This window comes from Streptomyces sp. JB150 (assembly GCF_011193355.1).
Taxonomy (GTDB): Bacteria; Actinomycetota; Actinomycetes; order Streptomycetales; family Streptomycetaceae; genus Streptomyces.
In genome coordinates this window covers 310,474-329,661 of sequence record NZ_CP049780.1, presented here as the reverse complement: position 1 = coordinate 329,661, position 19,188 = coordinate 310,474, and the positions used below count along the sequence as shown (strand labels likewise).

The following is a 19,188-nucleotide window of genomic DNA, read 5'->3' as shown; positions in this document are numbered from 1 at the left end:
GCCAGGCCGCGCCGCCCCGGCCGGCCGGTAGGCGAACGTCGCCCAGTAGTCGGTGACGGCGTCCGCGAGCCGCGCCTGCGCCGGAGTGAACCGGCCGCGGAGCGCCTCGTCCTCGAACACGTACGGCGTGTCGGAGGCGTGGTAGGCGCCGAAGTCGAAGTCCCCCGGCCGGCACGGGCAGATACATCGGCGCCCGCCGGTCGGCGAACTCGTAGGCGTACGTGGGCACATGGCGGCCGAGAGCGGTGTGCTGGGCGTAGGTGCCGCGCGCCCACATCTGGTCGGTGACCACGGTGACCACGGTGACCACGGTGACCACGGTGACCACGGTGACCACGGTGACCACGGTGGCCCAGGCGAGGGCGGGGGAGGGGAAGGCGTCCACCGGGTACTCGGCGAGCACGGCGGCCGCGCGCTCCTTCCCGAACGCCGTCACCGCCAGCTCCTCGTACTGCTCCTCCGTCAGCTTGCCGTTCACCGCGTCCCACGTCAGCCCGACGAACAGCCGGAGCTCGTCGCGGGTCGCCCCGGACAGCACCGGTACCCGGTGGGAACGCCCCTCCTCCAGGGCCTTCTCCGGCAGCTCGGGCAGCACGCCCTTGCCGAACGCGAACGCCTGGAAGACGTTCATGACGTACGGCACGCAGGATCCGCTTCACCGGCAGCGCCCGCAGACAGCGCAGGGCGCGGCCACGTCCCGTCCGGCGTCGCGCAGCTCGCGCACGGTGCGCCAGGTGTACCAGCGGTACGTCGGCACCTGCGACCCCATCATGCCGGCGGGCATGTCCATCATGCCCTCGCCGCTGGAGAGCACCGCACGGTGGAACAGCCCCCGCGCGGAGGGCGACGTCAGGTGTCCGACGATCGCGGCCGCGCCGAACGACGTGCCGGCCACGGTCACGTCGCCGGGATCGCCGCCGAAGGCCGCCGCGTTGCGGGCCACCCACCGCAGCGCCGCCTGCTGGTCCTGCAGCGCGAAGGTCCCGGAACCCGGCAGTCCGGGGTGGGCGAACCCGCCGAGGACCCCGAGCCGGTAGTTGACGGTGACGACCATCAGCCCCGGTCGGCGAGCCGACGGGCATCCAACAGGTGCCCGCCGCCGATCGTGCCGTCGCCGTGGATCCACACGAACACCGGCAGCCCGCGGCCCCGGCCGGACGGGGCCGGGCGGTCACGTTCAGGACCAGGCAGTCCTCCTCCAGGCTGGTGGTCCCGCCGTACAGCGCGAGCACTTGCGGGCACAGCGGACCGGGCCGGGTGACGTCCCGCACGCCCTGCCAGGGGCGCACGGGACGGGGCGCGGCCCAGCGGTGGGCACCGGTCGACGGTCCCGCGTACGGGATGCCCCGGAACGAGCGGTGCCGGCCGGAGACGGTGCCGCGCACCGCTCCCGCGTCCGTCCGCACCATCGCCGTGGCCGCCCCGTGCCCGGCGTCCGCCGGCCCTCGCGCGGCGGACTGCGCGCAAGCACCGGTGACCAGCAGCGCCACCGCGGCGCTCCGCGTGCGTCCCGCGAGTTGTCACGGCTACCGCCGCGGGGCCGCCCACCAGGCCGCGGAGGCGTCGCGCAGGGTGTTGGTGCCGCAGTGCACCTCGCCCATGCCGAGGTGGTACGTGTACCAGTCGTCGATGTACGACACCTTCAGACCGGCCTTGCGGTACGCGGCGTTCACCGCCTCGGTGAAGACGTCCTTGCCGCCGACGAGCGGACCCCACTGGCGCGGGGCGAGGTAGCGGTCGCGGCCGAGGAGGACACCGTTGACCGCGCCGGGGACGTAGGCGCTGGTCATGACCGTCGCCCGGGCGGCCTTCCCGGTGCCGCGGTCGTTTCCGGCGAGCCACTTCTGCTGGCCGCGGTCCTGGAACGTGTCGGCGAGGGACGTGCCGCCGCCCAGCCGGGTCAGCCGCGGCATCGGCACCTCGCCGCCGTCCGCCGCACGCGTCTGCGCCTCACGGGTGTACAGGGCCGGAACGCGGACGATCTCCGCGTCGGTGACGCCGGTCGCCTTCTTCAGGATCTCCAGGTTCGCCTTGATGCGCTCGGCCGCCATGGTGTTGTCGGCGATGAAGTGCCGGGTGGCGAGGACCTGGTCGATGGTCTCCTGCGGGGCCGGGACGTCGCCGCCGAGGCCGGGCACGGAGAACATCGTCACCCCACCGTGGCCGCCGGCCTGCGCGTCGCGCAGCAGCCGCAGCCCGGCCTCCGGGTCGGCCACGCCGATCCGCCAGCCGCGCGGCGTGCCGGCGGGCAGGAACTGCACGAACTCGTCGACGTGCCCGACCCCCAGCCAGGAGGTGTCCAGCAGCAGCGGGTCCTGCAGGCCCTGCGACTTCAGCAGCGTGCGCATCGCCGGCGACGGCCGCTGATCGCTGTCCTTGCGCCAGCCCATGATGATCCGCCCGGCCGGGAAGGAGCGGCCGCCGTGCGCGTACGGCGGGATGGTCTCCAGGTTGCCCATGGAGTTCAGCGACCAGTCGTCCGGCTCGGCGCGGTCGGTGACCTGGACGACGCCCACGTCCCGGCCGCGCACCTTCTCGAACAGCTCCCGGCCCGCCTCGCGGCCCAGCTGGGCGGAGCGCAGCATCGCCCGCATCACGTGCCGCTTGCCGCCGGGGCCGGTCATGCTGACGTACGCCGGCTCCACGAAGTCCTGCGCCCACGGGTCGCCGTACTTCTCGAACGTGACCAGCGGCTTGGTGATGCCGGCGGCCTTGACCTCCTTCTCCAGGTCCTTGACGAACTGGCGCTGGAGACGGCCGTACTCGCCCGCGCCGCTCACCTTGGTGACCATCACCTGCCGGGCGTTCTGGAGGTGGTGGTGGGTGAGGAGGGGAGCGGCCCGCAGGGTGACGGAGTCGGAGGCGGTCCGGCGCCGGAGGTCACGGACAGCCGGATCACCGCGCGGCCGTCCCACACGGCGCTGTCCCGGATCACATCGGTGGCCTCCACGCCGAACTCCACTCCGGCGCGCAGCTCGGCGGCGGTCAGCCGGGTGTCCGAGGTGACCCGGGTCCACCCGCCGGACCGCTTGACGAAGACGCGGGTCCGCTTCGCGCCCGTCGTCACCCGCACGCTGCCCTCGGCGTCCGCCGCCAGGCCGGGCATCGGGACGGAGCGCACCCGGGCGAGGTCCGCGGCGTCGGCCGTGCCGTTGACCTTGCCGTCGGCGGCGTCGTTGCACGCGGCCAGCTGGGTGTCGGACAGCGGCCGGCCGTCGGCGCCCTTCACCGGGCAGCGCTTGGCGTCGTCGTCCAGGTTGGGCAGGTGGACCGCGCCCCGCCCGACGGCCCACGTGTCCTCGCCGGCCGTGTCGGTGGTGCCGGTGACGTCGACCCGTCCGTCGCGGTTCACGTCCGCGCGCAGATCGGGTCTCGGGGACGGCGTCGCCGCGTGGGCGGGGGAGAGCGGTGCCGCGAGCACCGATCCCGCCGCCGCGACGGCGAGGATCGCGTGCCGAACGGAGGCGGTGTGTATGCGCGTTGGTGAGCGCACGGCGTGTTGTCCCTTCAGACGGTGCGGGGTTTCGCCGGGCAAGAGGGGAAAAGCGCGCGGGGCGTTGGCTGTCGAGGCGAGTTGCGTGCCTCACGCCACACTCCGGTCGCTCCCCGCGGGCCCGTACCGAGGCGTTGACAAAGTCGATGCCTGGTAGAAACCTGTCAGCCCAGCGCTGCAAAAGATTGACGAAATCACTCAAGAATCGGATCAGCAGCGTTTCGGTCTCACCAGGACAGGAACCGTTCCCCATCGCGCACCACCCGTGACCCACCCCCACCTGGTGAGCCCGTCACGCCCGTCAAGGGAACGAGAGGGTCGATGAGACGGAGACAACACGGCCGGTGGGGACTCGCCGGGCTGGTGACGGCAGGCCTCCTCACGGCGGGACTGCTGCCCGTGGCCGCCCCGGCGGCACACGCCGCACAGCACGCCCCACACGCCCCGCACGGCGCCGGCCAGCGGGCCGCCCAGGACACCGGCCGGCGCGCGGCCGAGGCGCCGAACCTGGCGCTCGGCCGACCGGTCACGGCGAGCGGAGCGCACAGCGGTTACCCCGCGAGCCAGGTGACCGACGGCAGCCAGGCGTCGTACTGGGAAGGACCGGCGGGATCGTTCCCGCAGTGGGTGCAGGTCGACCTCGGCGGCACCGTCGACGTCGACCGGCTGGTGCTCAAGCTCCCCGCGTCCTGGGAGTCCCGCAACCAGACCGTCGGCGTCCAGGGCAGCACGGACGGCCGGGACTTCACCCCCCTGTCCGGCGCCGCCGGCCGGACCTTCGCGCCGTCGTCCGGCAACACGGTCACACTCGACGTCACCGCCGAGACGCGGTACGTCCGCGTGCAGGTGAGCGCCAACACCGGCTGGAACGCCGCGCAGCTGTCCGAGCTGGAGGTTTACGGCGGCTCCGGCGGCGGTGACCCCGAACCACCGCCCGGCACCAACCTCGCGCTGCGCAAGCCCATCGAGGCCACCTCGCACACCCAGAACTACGTCGCCGCCCACGCCAACGACGGCAGCACCACCACCTACTGGGAGGCGAGCGGCCAGTCGTCGGCGCTGACGGTGCGGCTCGGCGCCGACGCCGACCTGACCGGCGTCGTGCTGAGACTGAACCCCGACCCCGTCTGGGGCACCCGCACCCAGAGCGTCCAGGTCCTCGGCCGCAGGGCGGGCGAGTCCGCCTTCACCTCGCTCAAGGACCGGGCCGACTACACCTTCAGCCCGTCCGGCAACCGCAACACGGTCACCATCCCGGTCACCGGCCGGTACGCCGACGTACGCCTGCAGTTCTCCGGCAACACCGGCGCCGGCGGCGGACAGGTCGCCGAGTTCGAGGTCGTCGGCGCCGCCGCGCCCGCGCCCGACCTGACCGTCACCGACCTGAGCTGGTCACCGGCGTCCCCGTCCGAGGCCGACCCGGTCACCGTCGACGCCACCGTCCGCAACACCGGCACCGCGGCCGCCCCCGCGACCACGGTCAACGTCAGCCTCGAAGGCACCGTCGCGGGCAGCGCGCCCGTGCGCGCGCTCGGCGCGGGCGAGTCGGTCACGGTGCCCGTCACCGTCGGCAAGCGGCCCATGGGCGGGTACACCGTCTCCGCGGTCGTCGACCCGACCGACACGGTCGCCGAACTGGACAACAGCAACAACGGCCGCAACGCCGCCTCCAGGCTCGTCGTTACGCAGGCGCCCGGCCCGGACCTGGAGGTCACCTCCATCACCACCAGCCCGGCGAACCCGGCCGTCGGCGCGAAGGTCACCTTCACCGTCGCCGTCCGCAACCGCGGCACCAGCCCGGTGCCCGCCGGCTCCGTCACCCGGCTCACCGCCGGCGACACCACCCTGAACGGCACCACGGCCGCCGTCCCCGCGGGCGGCACCGTCACGGTCGCCATCGGCGGCAGCTGGACCGCCACCAGCGGCGGCGCCACCCTCACCGCGACCGCCGACGCGACCGCCGTCGTCGCGGAGACCAACGAGAACAACAACGTCCTCGCCCGCTCCCTGGTCGTCGGACGCGGCGCGGCGGTGCCGTACGTCGCGTACGAGGCGGAGCACGGCCGCCACAACGGCACCCTGCTCAAGGCGGACGCGAAGCGCACCTTCGGCCACACCAACTTCGCGAGCGAGTCCTCCGGCCGCGAGTCCGTGCGCCTGGACGCCACCGGCCAGTACGTGGAGTTCACCGCCACCGCCCCGGCGAACTCCGTCGTCGTCCGCAACTCCATCCCGGACGCGGCGGGCGGCGGCGGCCGGGAGGCCACGATCAGCCTGTACGCGGACGGCACGTTCGTCCGCAAGCTGACCCTGTCCTCCAAGCACAGCTGGCTCTACGGCTCGACCGACGACCCGGAGGGCCTGACCAACCGGCCCGGCGGCGACGCCCGGCGGCTGTTCGACGAGTCCCACGCGCTGCTCGCCGACACCTACCCGGCGGGCACCACCTTCCGGCTCCAGCGCGACGCCGGGGACGACGCCGCGTTCTACGTCATCGACCTGATCGATCTCGAGCAGGTCGCCCCGCCCGCCGCCAAGCCCGCCGACTGCGTCTCCATCACCGCCTACGGGGCCGTGCCCAACGACGGCATCGACGACGCGGACGCCCTCCAGCGCGCCGTCACGGCGGACCAGAGGGGGGAGATCCCCTGCGTGTGGATCCCTGCCGGGCAGTGGCGGCAGGAGAAGAAGATCCTCACCGACGACCCGCTGAACCGGGGGCAGTACAACCAGGTCGGCATCCGGGACGTGACCGTGCGCGGCGCCGGCATGTGGCACTCCCAGCTGTACTCCCTCATCCCGCCGCACCAGGCCGGCGGCATCAACCACCCGCACGAGGGCAACTTCGGCTTCGACATCGACGACAACACGAAGATCTCCGACCTCGCCATCTTCGGCTCCGGCACCATCCGCGGCGGCGACGGAGGCGCCGAGGGCGGCGTCGCCCTCAACGGCCGCTTCGGCAAGGGCACGAAGATCACCAACGTGTGGATCGAGCACGCCAACGTCGGCGCCTGGGTCGGCCGGGACTACTCCAACATCCCCGAGCTGTGGGGCCCCGGCGACGGCGTCGAGTTCAGCGGGGTCCGCATCCGCAACACCTACGCCGACGGCGTCAACTTCGCCAACGGCACCCGCAACTCCACCGTGTTCAACTCCTCCTTCCGCAACACCGGGGACGACGCCCTCGCGGTGTGGGCCAGCAAGTACGTCAAGGACACCTCGGTCGACATCGGCCACGACAACCACTTCCGCAACAACACCGTCCAGCTGCCCTGGCGCGCCAACGGCATCGCCATCTACGGCGGATACGGCAACACGATCGAGAACAACCTGATCTCCGACACCATGAACTACCCGGGGATCATGCTGGCCACCGACCACGACCCGCTGCCGTTCTCCGGGCAGACCCTCATCGCCGGCAACGGTCTGTACCGCACCGGCGGCGCGTTCTGGGGCGAGGCCCAGGAGTTCGGCGCCATCACCCTGTTCGCCCAGGGCCCCGACATCCCCGGCGTCACCATCCGTGATACCGACATCCATGACTCGACCTACGACGGCATCCAGTTCAAGACCGGCGGCGGCGCGACGCCAGGCGTCCAGATCCGCAACGTCACCATCAGCAAGTCGAACAACGGGTCCGGCATCCTCGCCATGGGCGGCGCGCGCGGCAGCGCGACGCTCACCGACGTCACCATCACCGGCTCCGCCCAGGGCGACGTCGTGGTGGAGCCCGGCTCCCAGTTCGTGATCAACCGCTAGCGCCCGGCTGCCGGCCCGGGACCGAGGCGGCGCGGCTCGCGAGCGTAGCGCAAGCGACTTGCATCGTTTGCGCTACGCTTGCGTTCATGACGCGACGACTTGCTCAAGTGGCGAAAAAGGTGGGGGTCAGCGAGGCCACGGTCAGCCGGGTGCTGAACGGCAAGCCGGGGGTGTCCGAGGCGACCCGGCAGGCGGTGCTGACCGCGCTGGACGTCCTGGGCTACGAGCGGCCGACGCAGCTGCGCGGCGAACGCGCCCGCCTGGTGGGCCTCGTCCTGCCGGAGCTGCAGAACCCCATCTTCCCGGCGTTCGCCGAGGTCATCGGCGGCGCGCTGGCGCAGCAGGGGCTGACGCCCGTGCTGTGCACCCAGACCAAGGGCGGCGTGTCGGAGGCGGACTACGTCGAGCTGATGCTCCAGCAGCAGGTGTCCGGGGTGGTGTTCGCGGGCGGCCTGTACGCCCAGGCGGACGCGCCGCACGACCACTACGCCCTGCTCGCCCAGCGCGGGATCCCCGTCGTGCTCATCAACGCGGCCGTGGACGGCCTCGACTTCCCGTGCGTGGCGTGCGACGACGCGGTCGCCGTCGAGCAGTCCTGGCGCCATCTGGTGTCCCTGGGGCACGAGCGGATCGGCCTGGTCCTCGGCCCGGCCGACCACATCCCCTCGCGGCGGCGGCTGAACGCGGCCGCGGGCGCCGCGGGCGGCGTGCTGGCCGGCGAGTTCGTGGAGCGGTCGATGTTCTCGCTGGAGGGCGGCCAGGCCGCCGCCTCGCGGCTGCTGGAGCGGGGCGTGACGGGCATCGTGTGCGCCAGCGACCCGCTGGCGCTCGGCGCGGTGCGGGCGGCCCGCCGGCGCGGCCTGCGCGTCCCCGAGGACGTGTCCGTGGTCGGTTACGACGACTCCGCCTTCATGACCTGCACCGAGCCCCCGCTCACCACGGTCCGCCAGCCCATCGAGGCGATGGGGCGCGCGGCGGTCGAGCTGCTCAACGCCCAGATCCAGGGCACGGACGTCCCGCACAGCGAACTCCTCTTCGAGCCGGAACTCGTCGTCCGCGGCTCCACCGCGCAGGCGCGGGCGGAGTGAGGCAACCGCCTGTCAAAGATTTGCGAGGGCTGCGCGAGATATTGCGTCCATCGGTTCTCGGTGGTTGAGTGTGCGGCGCCCCACAACGCCTGGCGGTGGGGCGCCTTCCTCGTTCCCGCCCGAAGGGGGCCACCCATGAGAAGTGCCCGGTCGAGCCGTGCCCGCAGGGCCGGCGTCCTGACCCTCGTCTGCGCCCTCACCCTCACCGCACTGGCCGCCTGCGGCACCAGCAGCAGCGACGACCCGGGAGACACCGGGCAGCGCGGCTCCTCCGACCCCGCCGCCCCGCTCGACCCGAAGACCGAGGTCACCCTCACCATCGACTGCATGCCGCCCGCCGCGAAGGCCGCCGAGCTGAAGCAGTGGAAGGAAGACGTCGCGGAGTTCAACAAGACCTATCCGAACGTCACCATCGAGGGCCGCTCCACCCCCGGCCAGTGCCTGGAGCCACCGCGCTTCACGGCCATGCTGAAGGCCAGGTCCCAGCCCGACGTCTTCTACACCTACTTCACCGACCTGCCGCAGGTCCTCGACCACGACGGCGCCGAGGACATCACCGCGTACGTCAACGAGAAGACCGTGCCGCGGCTGAACGACATCGACCCGGACGTCCTCGCCGCGCTGAAGCACGAAGGAAAGCTCTACGGCCTGCCCACCAGCAACTACACCATGGGCCTGCTGATCAACCGCACACTCTTCGCACGGGCGGGGCTCGACCCCGACAGCCCTCCGCGCACCTGGGCCGAGGTCCGCACCGCCGCCCGGAAGATCGCCGGACTCGGCGAGGGCATCGCCGGCTTCGGCGAGTACAGCGCGGGCAACACCGGCGGCTGGCACTTCACCGCGCACCTCTACAGCGTCGGCGGCGACATCGTCGACCCGAGCGGCCGCAAGGCGGCCTTCGACGACGAGCTGGGCCGGCAGGTCGCCGAGAACCTCCACGCCATGCGCTGGGAGGACGACAGCATGGGCGAGACCCAGCTGCTGAAGTGGGGTGACCTGCAGAAGCAGATCGCCACCGACAAGCTCGGCATGTTCCTCGCCGCCCCCGACGACATCGCCTACATGGTCCAGCAACTCGGCGCCGAGTACGAGGACTTCGGCATGGGCCCCATCCCCGGCGGACGCCACACCCTCGCCGGCGGCAACAGCTACATGATCAAGAAGGGCATCTCGCCCGACAAGATCAAGGCCGCCGTCGCCTGGCTCAACTTCAAGAACCTCACGCCCGGCAAGGGCCAGTTCGACTGGGCGCGCGCCAAGGCGGACGGGCTGCCCGTCGGCGTGCCGCAGCCCAACTTCTGGCTGGACGAGACCAAGTCGAAGGACGACGCCGCCCGCGCCGAACACGCCACCATGCCGGTCGAGAACTTCAGGGCGTTCATGGACAACCCGGTCCCCGGCAAGGCCGAACCGCCCAAGGCCCAGGAGATCTACAAGGTCCTGGACAACGTGATGTCCGCGCTCCTCACCAACGAGGACGCCGACATCGACGAGCTGCTCTCCACCGCCGCGTCCCAGGTCGACCAGGTCCTCGCCCAGCGGTGACCCGAGCCGGAGGAACAACGATGTCGGCCCCCAGCCCGGCCTCCACCGAGACGCACCACCGCACGGGCACCCGCCCCCGCCGCACCGGCACCCACAGGCCGGGGCGTGTGCCGCCCGGCGGCGGCAGCCGGCTGGCCGGGAGCGTACGGCGCAACCTCACCGCCCACGCCTTCCTCATCGGCGCGGTCCTCTGCTTCGGGTTCTTCTCCTGGTACCCGATGGTCCGTGAGTTCCTGCTGGCCTTCCAGCAGACCGAGGGCGGCCGGACCACCTGGGCCGGCCTGGACAACCTCGCCACCGTCTACCACGACCCGGCATTCTGGCAGGCCTGGCGCAACACCCTGCTGTTCACCGTGCTCGCCCTGGTCCTCGGCTTCGCCGTGCCGTTCGTCGTCGCCGTCATCATCAACGAGTTCCGGCACGGCAAGGGCTATCTGAGACTGCTGGTCTACCTCCCGGTGATGCTGCCGCCGGTCGCCTCCGTCCTGCTGTTCAAGTACCTCTACGACCCCGGCTACGGACTCCTCAACGAACTGTTCGGCCTCCTCGGGCTCCCGCGGCAGCAGTGGCTCCAGGACCCGGACACCTCGATGCTCTCCGTCGTCATCGCCGCGACCTGGATGAACATGGGCGGCGCCGCCCTCATCTACCTCGCCGCCCTCCAGGGCATCCCCGGCGAGCTGTACGAGGCGGCCGAACTCGACGGCGCCGGCCTGTTCCGCAAGATCTGGCACGTGACGATCCCGCAGACCCGCCTCGTGCTCTCCCTGATGCTGCTGATGCAGATCATCGCCACCATGCAGGTCTTCACCGAACCGTTCCTGCTGACCGGCGGCGCCGGCCCCGAGGGATCGACGACGACCGTCGTGTACCTCATCTACCAGTACGCCTTCAACTTCAACGACTACGGCGCCGCGGCGGCCCTCGGCCTGCTGCTGCTCGTACTCCTCGCCGGCTTCTCCGCGGCGTACGTCAGGCTCAGCCGCGCCGAGGACGAGTAGGACCGGAGGCCCCGCATGTCCACCCGCACCCTGATCTCACCGGCCCGGCTCGCCCGCCCCCGCGGCAAGGCCCTCTACTGGGTGACCTTCACCCTCGTCGTCGCGCTCTTCACGCTGGTCTTCCTCGGTCCCCTGTACTGGATGGTCTCCAGCGGCCTGAAGGACGCCCAGGAAGTCGTCCGCACCCCGCCCACCCTGGTTCCCGGATCGGCCGAGCCGGGCAACTACAGCCGGGCCTGGGAGGTCATGGACCTGGCCGGACTGCTGTTCAACACCCTCTACTACGCGTTCGGCGCGCTCGCCTTCCAGCTCGTCCTGGACGTCGCCGCCGCCTACTCGCTCTCCCGGCTCCGCCCGGTCCTCGGCAAGGCCGTCCTCGGCATGATGCTGGCGACCCTGATGATCCCGGCCACGGTGCTCGTCGTACCGCAGTACCTGACCGTGCTCGACGTGCCCGTCTTCGAACGCAACCTGCTCAACACGCCCTGGGCGATCTGGCTGCCCTCGGTCACCAACGCCTTCAACATCTTCCTGCTGAAGCGGTTCTTCGACTCGATCCCCAAGGAACTCCTGGACGCCGCCGCGATCGACGGGGCGGGCCCCGCGCGCACCCTGTGGTCGATCGTGCTGCCGGTCTCCCGGCCCATCCTCGGCGTCGTGTCCATCTTCGCGGTCGTGGGCGTCTGGAAGGACTTCCTGTGGCCCATGCTCACCCTGCCCGACCCGGGCAAGCAGACCCTCAACGTCGGCATCTACTCCCTCTCCAACGGCGTCCCCGTCAACGTGCTGATCGCCGCCCTCACCATCGCCTCCCTGCCCACCCTGCTGATCTTCCTGGTCTTCCAGCGGAACATCATGAGCGGCCTCACCGCGGGCGGCCTCAAGGGCTGACCCCGCCCCGCCGCCCCGCACCCACCCCGCCCCGAAAGGACCGTCACGTGGCAGCCCCCACCCCGCACCGCACCGACGACTGGTGGCGCGACGCCGTCATCTACCAGGTGTACCCGCGCAGTTTCGCGGACGGCGACGGCGACGGCACCGGCGACCTGGCGGGCGTCCGGTCCCGGCTGCCCTACCTCGCCGAACTCGGCGTGGACGCCGTCTGGTTCACCCCTTGGTACCTTTCACCGCTCGTCGACGGCGGCTACGACGTGGCCGACTACCGCACCGTCGACCCCGCCTTCGGCACCCTGGCCGAAGCCGAGAAACTCATCGCCGAGGCCCGCGAACTCGGCATCCGCACGATCGTCGACATCGTCCCCAACCACGTCTCCGACCAGCACCCGTGGTTCCGCGCCGCCCTCGCCGCCGGCCCCGGCAGCCCCGAACGCGAGCTGTTCCACTTCCGCCCCGGACGCGGGCCCGACGGCGAACTGCCCCCCAACGACTGGCCGTCCCAGTTCGCGGGCAGCACCTGGACCCGCGTCCCCGACGGCGAGTGGTACCTGCACCTGTTCGCCCCCGAACAACCCGACCTCAACTGGGCCCACCCCGCCGTCCGGCAGGAACACGAGGACATCCTGCGGTTCTGGTTCGAACGCGGCGTCGCCGGCGTACGCGTCGACTCCGCCGCCCTCCTCGCCAAGGACCCGGCGCTCCCCGACTTCACCGAGGGCCGCGACCCCCACCCGTTCGTCGACCGGGACGAACTCCACGACATCTACCGCTCCTGGCGGGCCGTCGCCGACGAGTACGGGGCCGTCTTCGTGGGGGAGGTGTGGCTCCCCGACGCCGAACGCTTCGCCCGCTACCTGCGCCCCGACGAACTCCACACCGCGTTCAACTTCACCTTCCTGACCTGCCCCTGGGGCGCCGCCCGGCTGCGCCGCGCCATCGACGACACCCTGGCCGAACACGCCCCCGTCGGCGCCCCGGCCACCTGGGTCCTGTGCAACCACGACGTGACCCGCACGGTCACCCGCTACGGCCGCGCCGACACCGCCTTCGACTTCGCCACCAAGGCCTTCGGCACCCCCACCGACCTCGCCCTCGGCACCCGCCGGGCCCGCGCCGCCGCCCTGCTCACCCTGGCCCTGCCCGGCTCCGTCTACGTCTACCAGGGCGAGGAACTCGGCCTGCCCGAGGCCGACATCCCCCTCGACCGCATCCAGGACCCCATGCACTTCCGCTCCGGCGGCACCGACCCCGGCCGTGACGGCTGCCGCGTCCCCCTGCCCTGGACCGCCGCGGGCCCCCACTGCGGCTTCGGCTCGCACGGGGAGCCCTGGCTGCCCCAGCCCGCCGGCTGGCCCGCGTACGCCGCCGACCGCCAGGCTGCGGACCCCGGCTCGATGCTCAGCCTCTACCGCCGCGCCATCGCCCTGCGCCGCTCCACCCCCGGCTTCGGCGACGGCCCCCTCACCTGGCTGCCCGCCCCCGACGACGTCCTCGCCTTCACCCGCCCCCACGGCCTGACCTGCGTCGTCAACCTCTCACCCACCCCCGTCGACCTCCCTGCCCACACCTCCCTCCTCCTCGCGAGCGGCCCCCTCACCCCCGACACCCGCCTCCCCGCGGACACCGCCGTCTGGCTGCGCACCTGACGCCGGGCGGCCTTGCCTCACCGGTCCGCCGGCGTGCGCGGCCGCGCCCACGCCGGCCGCCACCGGGCCACCGCCGCGGCGGCGAGCAGGGGCACGGCCGCGGACGACAGACAGGCGAGCGTCACCGGCAGGGACACCCAGCGGGTCAGCGACCCCACGAACAGCGGGCTGACCAGGAACGCGACGTAGGACACGGCGGACACCACGGAGACCGTGTAACCGCTCGGATCGGTGCGGCCGGCGTGGCCGAGCAGCGCCGGCATCAGCGGCCCCAGGGCCAGACCGCACACGGCGAACCCGGTCAGGGACAGCCACGCCGCCGGCGCGAGCGCCGCCCAGGCGATGCCTCCGCAGCCGCCGACGGCACCGAGGAGAACCAGGTCACGGGTGCGGGGCCACTTCATCCGCTGCACGGCCAGCCGGGACACGGTGAGCGCGCCCATGTAGAGGGCGGGCGCGGCACTGGCCAAGGCCGCCGGGGCGTCGCGGTGCTCCTCCAGCAGCAGCACCGACCACTGCTCCACGGCGTTCTCCACCACCAGCACACAGCCGCCCAGCGCGCCCAGCACGGATCCCCACACCCAGGCGGAGCGCCACGCCGGACCCGCCCGCCGGACCGGTCCGGCGGCCGGCCCTGCCCCGCCCTTGCCCCGGCCCTCGCCTTCCTCCCTGCGCCCCCCGACGGCCGCGGGCCGCAGCAACGGCAGGGCGGAAGCGGCCTGAAGGACGGCGCACACCAGCAGGACCGCCGGGATGCCCACGCCCGCCTGCCGGGCCAGCCCGGTCAGCGGCGCGGCCGCGATCACGGCGACGGGGAACGCGGCGTGCACCGCCTGGAACAGAGGCCGTCCGGTGGTGCGTTCGACGCGGGCCGTCGCGGAGTTCAGACACACGTCGAGGGCGCCGCTCGTGGCGCCGACCACGAGCAGCGCCGCACCCAGACCGGCCGGACCGGAGACCCCGCCCAGCAGCACGATGCCGGCGGCCAGCGAGAAGGCGGTGAGCAGCAGGGCGCGCGGCTCCCGGCCGACGGCGAGCCGGCCCACCACCGCCATCGCGGGCATCGCCCCGAGCGGTACGGCCGTGAGGACCAGACCGAACTCGGCGGGCGAGGTGCCCGCGCGTTCCAGGACCGCGGGCAGCAGCGCAGACCAGGTGCCCCAGAACACTCCCCATGCCCCGCTGACCGCCACCAGAACGGAGCCGGGGGACAGGAGCGGCTGCGGGAACGGCATGGTGATCTTTCCTGACGTAGGCGCGCCGGGCAGCGCTCACCGTAAGAGACGACGGCGGCGTACCGAGAACGACCGCGCCGTACGGGACGCGAACACACGACGGCCCGCCGGGCCGGCGAGGTGGCCGGCCCGGCGGGCCGTCGAGATGAGTGGCCGCCGGTCGTCACGGCGGATCGTGAGGGGGCCGGGCGCTCCGGCCGGCCCGCCGAGGCCGACGGATCAAGGCCGGGACCGACGGGGCGGCTGGTCAAGGCCAGGGCCGACGGGCCACCTGGGCCAGGTGGCGGACCGGCCGGGTCAGGGGGCGGGTCAGCCGGGCCAGGTGCCGGTCAGAGCCCGCGCGGCGCTCCGGCCGGCCGCTCGCCGGAGACAAGAGCCCGCGCAGTTACGCCGCCGCCGCGGTCCACATGCCTTTACGGGTGTTCACCCCTTCCGGCGCTTGGCCGCCAGCCAGATCACCACGGTCGCCGCGCCCACGGCCACCAGCAGCAGGGTGCGGTTGTCCCGGGACAAGGCCTTGTCCCTGACCGGCTCGGGGAGCTTGTCCTGCACCTGATGGGCCACGTCGGAAGCCTTCGCCTTGAGGTCACCGGCCTTCGCCGTGGCCTGTTCCCGGACCTCGGCGGCCTTCGCGGCGGCGTGTCCCTTCACCTCGGCCGCCTTCGCCGTGGCGTGTTCCTTCACCTCTGCGGCCTTCTCCCGGGCCTGCGTCTTGACGTCGGCCTTGGCCGCGAGTGCCTCGACCGTCTGCCCGAGTTGGGCGCGGGTCCGCTCCACCTGCTCGCGCAGTTCCTCCGGGCTCGACGCGGGCGTCTCGTCGTGCGGCGACTGGGTCATCGATGCGCGCTCCCCTTGATCTCGGCCACATCGGCCTTCACGTTCTCGATCGCTTGTTCGGGCTTGGGCGGGGACCCCCGGTCCACCTGCTTCTTGCCGGCCAGCGCCATCACCGCCGCGATCACACCCAGCAACGCGGTGACGATCAGCGCGGCCGCCCACACCGGCAGCGGCACCGCCAGTGCGGCGATCACCGTCGCCACCAGCGCCTGCAGCATCAGGAAGCCGACGACTCCGGCGCCGCCGAACAGCCCGCCCCCCTTGCCGTAGCGCTTGCCCTTCTCCTTCATCTCGGCCTGCGCCAAGCGCATCTCGCCGCGGACCAGCTCCGTCAGCTGCTGCGACGCGCGCTGGACCAGTTCGCCCACCGGCTCCTGGCCGGGCTCGCGCACCTGCCCGTGGGGTGCGGTGCGGTGCGACTGCGTACTCGACACGGCGATCACCTCCCGTCCGTCTCGTTGCTGCGACCCTGCGCGAGTACCCCGAATGTCTGCGGGGCCACCGGTCGGTCACACCGCGCTCAGCGGTCCACCAGCTGGTCGGCCAGGCGGCGCGCCTGGGTCAGCAGCGTGCCGTACGTCGCCAGCGCGTCCGGATGGTCGGGTACGGCGCGGGGCAGCCGGTGGCGCAGGTCCTCCAGGGTGCGGACCAGGTCGTCGACCACCTCGCGCAGCTCCCGCCCGGCCTGCCGGCCCTGCTCGCCCGGCGCGAACCGGCTCGTGGTGTACAGCCGGATCGCGTACGCGCTCTTGTGCAGGAAGGCCGCGTACGGCTCGGTGACGTGCGGGCCCGGACGGGGCTCGTCGCGGTCACCGTCGCAGGCCTCCAGCACCGCCCGGGTGACCCCCGCGGTGTGGACGGCCACGTAGTCGAGGACGGTGACCGCGTCGTCGTAGTCCCGGCCGGGCTCGGACACGGCTCCGGTGCGGCGCCGCGGGTTCACCCGCAGGCTCTCCCGGCTCCACCCCACCGCGGCGCGCGCCTGGTCCACCAGGCGGCCCAGCCGCAGTGCCCGCTCGTGCAGGGCACCGGCCGCGCGGGCGTCCCACTCGCCCGAGGCCAGGCCGTCGGCGGCCGCGTCGAGGATGTCCCGCGCCTCACCGGCCGCGTCCTCCAGCGCGGCACGCGTGCTGCGCAGATACACCGGCGGCCGGATCAGCGCGTTGACCGCGATCCCGACCACGGCCCCGAACACGGCCTCCGCGACCCGGGCCGCCGAGGCGGCGACCGTCACCGGCGGACTGGTCAGCACGAACAGGGCGCCGGTGGCCGCGTACACGCCCTGACTGCCCAGCCGCCTCCAGTTGCCCATCAGCACGGCCGCCGGCAGCACCAGGCTCATCGCCGCCATCGTGGAGTCCAGCAGCAGGGCGGCGCCGGTGGCCACGACCGTCCCGGTGGCGATGGCCGCCACCTGCTGCAGCCCGTGGGTCACGGAGCGGTACACCGTGGACTCCACCAGCACGATCGCCACCCACGGCGCGACGAACGCCATCGGCGCCTGCAGCCACCAGCCCGCCACCGCCCACGCCACCCAGGCGGCCAGCGCCGCCTTGACCGCCTGCGCCGCCAGATCCCGTTCGCGTCCCGGCTCCGCGCACGCCCGGCGCCCCGCGGCGACCGCCGCAGCGGCGTGGCGCCGGGCGCGCCACATCACCCGTCCTATCCCGTCCATCCCTGGCAGGTGCCACCTCAGCCGGGATGAATGCCGTGTGTTTGCGCACGTCCCCGCAGGGGGCGCGCGCCCACCCCAGTGCCCGCAGCCCGGCCACGGCGTCGGCGAGGGCGTCGCGACCGTACGCCACCCGGTCGGCGCCGAAGCCGCGCGGCCCGTACGCGACGACGAGCACCAGGGCCGGGTAGGGGCGGTACCGGGCGAGGCGGTGCCGCGACGCGGGGGTGAAGGTCAGGCGGCCGCCCACCCCGGTGTGCCCGGCGACGAGGTCACCGTCCGGGCCGGTGTCGCCGCCGAACGCCAGGGGGACCAGCTTCGCGGCCGGATACCCGAACCGGCCGTCCTCCGGGGCGAGGGTGTGCGGGCGCGCGGTGATCGCGCCCGTGCTCACGGCACAGCCCCGCCGCACCGGCGGGCAACAGCCCGACCGCCCCCTCACCCCCCCCCGGGTCCCCTCCAGCGGAGAGACGCCCGCCGGACGCCAGTAGACCATCGCCTCCGTCCGTCAACTCGTGATCCACCCGGCACCCCATGCCGGTGGAGGCGCGCAGAAGCGCGCTCAACTCCTCAAGGCCGCAGGGCGCTTGGTCAGACTCTGCCGGGAACGCGCCTTCGGAGAGCGGGGTTTGGGAGCGCTCTCATGGCGTCGGCGGCCCTCGGCGGTGTCCAGGGCCGGACCGCGACGAGGCGTTTGTCATACCCATGCTTCCGGCCGACCGCACCACGGCCGCACCCCGTCGGCGATACTGATCACCGTCACACGGACAACCAGCAGCCGGCACCAGCCGTCACATCACCCGGCCACGACCCGAGAAAGCAGATCCCCTTGTTCCAGGAGACGCCGATCTACAGCCGCCTCGTCGCCGAGCGAGGCGACATCCCCACCCAGGTGAGGGGCGAAGCCGACCGCATACTCCGCGAGCTGGAATCCGTGATGCGCGTCGTCCCCAGCGGCCCCCTGACCGGCCTGCCCGCCCAGCCCGGCTTCCAGCGCCCGCCCCGCTGACCCGCCCGGCCCGGGCGGGCGTGCCCGTCCCGGCGACGGCGTCTTTCCGGACCGCTCGGGCGCCCTCCGGATCACCGGGCGCCCCGCCGGGAAGAGATGAACCGTCGGCGGCGCACGAACCGCCGCCGGGAAGAGGGAGTGCCACATGACGGGTCTCGCGGAGTCGGTCGAATCGATGGAGCAACTCGCCACGGTCTGGCGGGCCATGGTGCTCGACCGGGACGCGGCAGCGGACGTACGGGACCTGCCGGGCATCGCCGTGCGCTGGGCCGACTCCCGGTTCGCCTTCTGGAACTGCGTCACCCTCACCGACGTGGGGGCGGACCCGTCGCTCGCCGAACGGCGGCTGGCCGAGGCGGCACAGATCATGCGCGCCAAGCGGGAGCCGGGCTTCCTGTGGGTCTTCGAGGACCTGCTGGACACCGAGGCCCGCGCGACCCTGACCGCGGCCGCCGGACGCGCCGGCCTCACCCACGCCTTCTCCGGCACCGGCATGGCCGGGGATCTGCTCCCCGTCCCCGACCCGGTCCACCCCGACCTGACCTTCGTCCGCGTACGCACCGACGACCACCTGCGCGCCTACGCCGACCTCAACTCCCGTGCCTACGGCCTCCCGCTCGAGCACGGCCGCGACGGTCTCGACGGCTCGGCGCTGTGGAAGACCGAGGTGCACGCCTACCTCGGCCTGCGCGGCGACACCCCGGTGACCTGCGCCGGGACGATCCCGGCGGCCGGCCGGCTGTTCGTCGTGCTCGTCGCCACCGACCCCGCGTGGGAACGCAGGGGCTACGGCGAGGCGGTGACCCGCAAGGCCCTCCACGAAGGCGCCCGCGCCACCGGCCTCACCCGCGCCACCCTGCACGCCACGGCCGCCGGCGCCCCCGTCTACCCCCGCATCGGCTTCCACCCGAACTCACCGCTGCACTTCTTCACCCTCCGCTGACTTCCGTCCCTGCGGTCGGCATCGAGGCGCGACGTGAATGCCGGCGAGGTCACGTGC

Annotated in this window: 13 protein-coding genes and 2 pseudogenes; 8 read left to right on the top strand and 7 right to left on the bottom strand. The window is 73.0% G+C overall.

The annotated features are described in order from the left end of the window. Window positions 1-655 precede the first annotated feature (655 nt). From G7Z13_RS34015 to G7Z13_RS01495, 3 genes and pseudogenes are all read right to left on the bottom strand, one after another. On the bottom strand, window positions 656-1,054 hold the full coding sequence (locus G7Z13_RS34015) for a carboxylesterase family protein (protein ID WP_277347380.1): 399 nt from the start codon (window positions 1,052-1,054) through the stop codon (window positions 656-658). 118 nt (window positions 1,055-1,172) lie between these two features. After that, window positions 1,173-1,409, bottom strand: a pseudogene (locus G7Z13_RS34010) (carboxylesterase family protein); the annotation flags it as partial. 117 nt (window positions 1,410-1,526) lie between these two features. Beyond that, window positions 1,527-3,493 (bottom strand): annotated as a pseudogene (locus G7Z13_RS01495) (protein-arginine deiminase domain-containing protein). Between the two features lie 321 nt (window positions 3,494-3,814). Between G7Z13_RS01495 and G7Z13_RS01490 the strand changes: the two are divergent. The 6 genes from G7Z13_RS01490 (at window position 3,815) to G7Z13_RS01465 (ending at window position 13,435) form a co-directional block, all read left to right on the top strand. Beyond that, on the top strand, window positions 3,815-7,255 hold the full coding sequence (locus G7Z13_RS01490) for a CARDB domain-containing protein (RefSeq protein ID WP_165995272.1): 3,441 nt from the start codon (window positions 3,815-3,817) through the stop codon (window positions 7,253-7,255). 86 nt (window positions 7,256-7,341) lie between these two features. Next, window positions 7,342-8,343 (top strand): LacI family DNA-binding transcriptional regulator, encoded by a 1,002-nt coding sequence (locus tag G7Z13_RS01485; RefSeq protein WP_165995271.1) that lies wholly within the window; start codon window positions 7,342-7,344, stop codon window positions 8,341-8,343. A 135-nt stretch (window positions 8,344-8,478) separates the two neighbouring features. Next, complete coding sequence (locus G7Z13_RS01480; RefSeq protein WP_165995270.1) at window positions 8,479-9,891, top strand: extracellular solute-binding protein; 1,413 nt, start codon at window positions 8,479-8,481, stop codon at window positions 9,889-9,891. Between the two features lie 20 nt (window positions 9,892-9,911). Further along, complete coding sequence (locus G7Z13_RS01475) at window positions 9,912-10,892, top strand: sugar ABC transporter permease (protein WP_165995268.1); 981 nt, start codon at window positions 9,912-9,914, stop codon at window positions 10,890-10,892. Between the two features lie 15 nt (window positions 10,893-10,907). Next, on the top strand, window positions 10,908-11,783 hold the full coding sequence (locus G7Z13_RS01470; protein WP_165995267.1) for a carbohydrate ABC transporter permease: 876 nt from the start codon (window positions 10,908-10,910) through the stop codon (window positions 11,781-11,783). A 47-nt stretch (window positions 11,784-11,830) separates the two neighbouring features. Next, window positions 11,831-13,435, top strand: a complete 1,605-nt coding sequence (locus G7Z13_RS01465; protein ID WP_165995266.1) for a glycoside hydrolase family 13 protein — start codon at window positions 11,831-11,833, stop codon at window positions 13,433-13,435. A gap of 17 nt (window positions 13,436-13,452) precedes the next feature. On the opposite strand, the gene G7Z13_RS01460 is transcribed toward G7Z13_RS01465, so the two are convergent. The 4 genes from G7Z13_RS01460 to G7Z13_RS01445 all read right to left on the bottom strand — a co-directional run bounded on the left by G7Z13_RS01460 (window position 13,453) and on the right by G7Z13_RS01445 (window position 17,161). Continuing rightward, window positions 13,453-14,670 carry an MFS transporter gene (locus G7Z13_RS01460; protein WP_165995264.1) on the bottom strand — a complete coding sequence of 406 codons (1,218 nt, stop codon included), beginning with the start codon at window positions 14,668-14,670 and terminating at the stop codon, window positions 13,453-13,455. A gap of 423 nt (window positions 14,671-15,093) precedes the next feature. Beyond that, window positions 15,094-15,507 (bottom strand): DUF3618 domain-containing protein, encoded by a 414-nt coding sequence (locus G7Z13_RS01455; protein WP_165995263.1) that lies wholly within the window; start codon window positions 15,505-15,507, stop codon window positions 15,094-15,096. Further along, a complete protein-coding gene (locus tag G7Z13_RS01450; protein WP_166004516.1) occupies window positions 15,504-15,875 on the bottom strand; it encodes a phage holin family protein in 372 nt (123 codons plus the stop codon). Before G7Z13_RS01450 ends, G7Z13_RS01455 begins: the two co-directional genes overlap by 4 nt. 152 nt (window positions 15,876-16,027) lie before the next feature. Beyond that, on the bottom strand, window positions 16,028-17,161 hold the full coding sequence (locus G7Z13_RS01445) for an aromatic acid exporter family protein (RefSeq protein ID WP_166004514.1): 1,134 nt from the start codon (window positions 17,159-17,161) through the stop codon (window positions 16,028-16,030). Between the two features lie 847 nt (window positions 17,162-18,008). Between G7Z13_RS01445 and G7Z13_RS01440 the strand changes: the two genes are divergently transcribed. Next, entirely contained in the window at window positions 18,009-18,188 is a 180-nt protein-coding gene (locus tag G7Z13_RS01440) for a hypothetical protein (protein WP_165995262.1), read from the top strand. Between the two features lie 145 nt (window positions 18,189-18,333). Then, the gene (locus G7Z13_RS01435) at window positions 18,334-19,131 is read left to right on the top strand and encodes a GNAT family N-acetyltransferase (protein WP_165995261.1); all 798 of its coding nucleotides are present in this window, start codon (window positions 18,334-18,336) and stop codon (window positions 19,129-19,131) included. The last annotated feature ends 57 nt before the right edge of the window (window positions 19,132-19,188 follow it).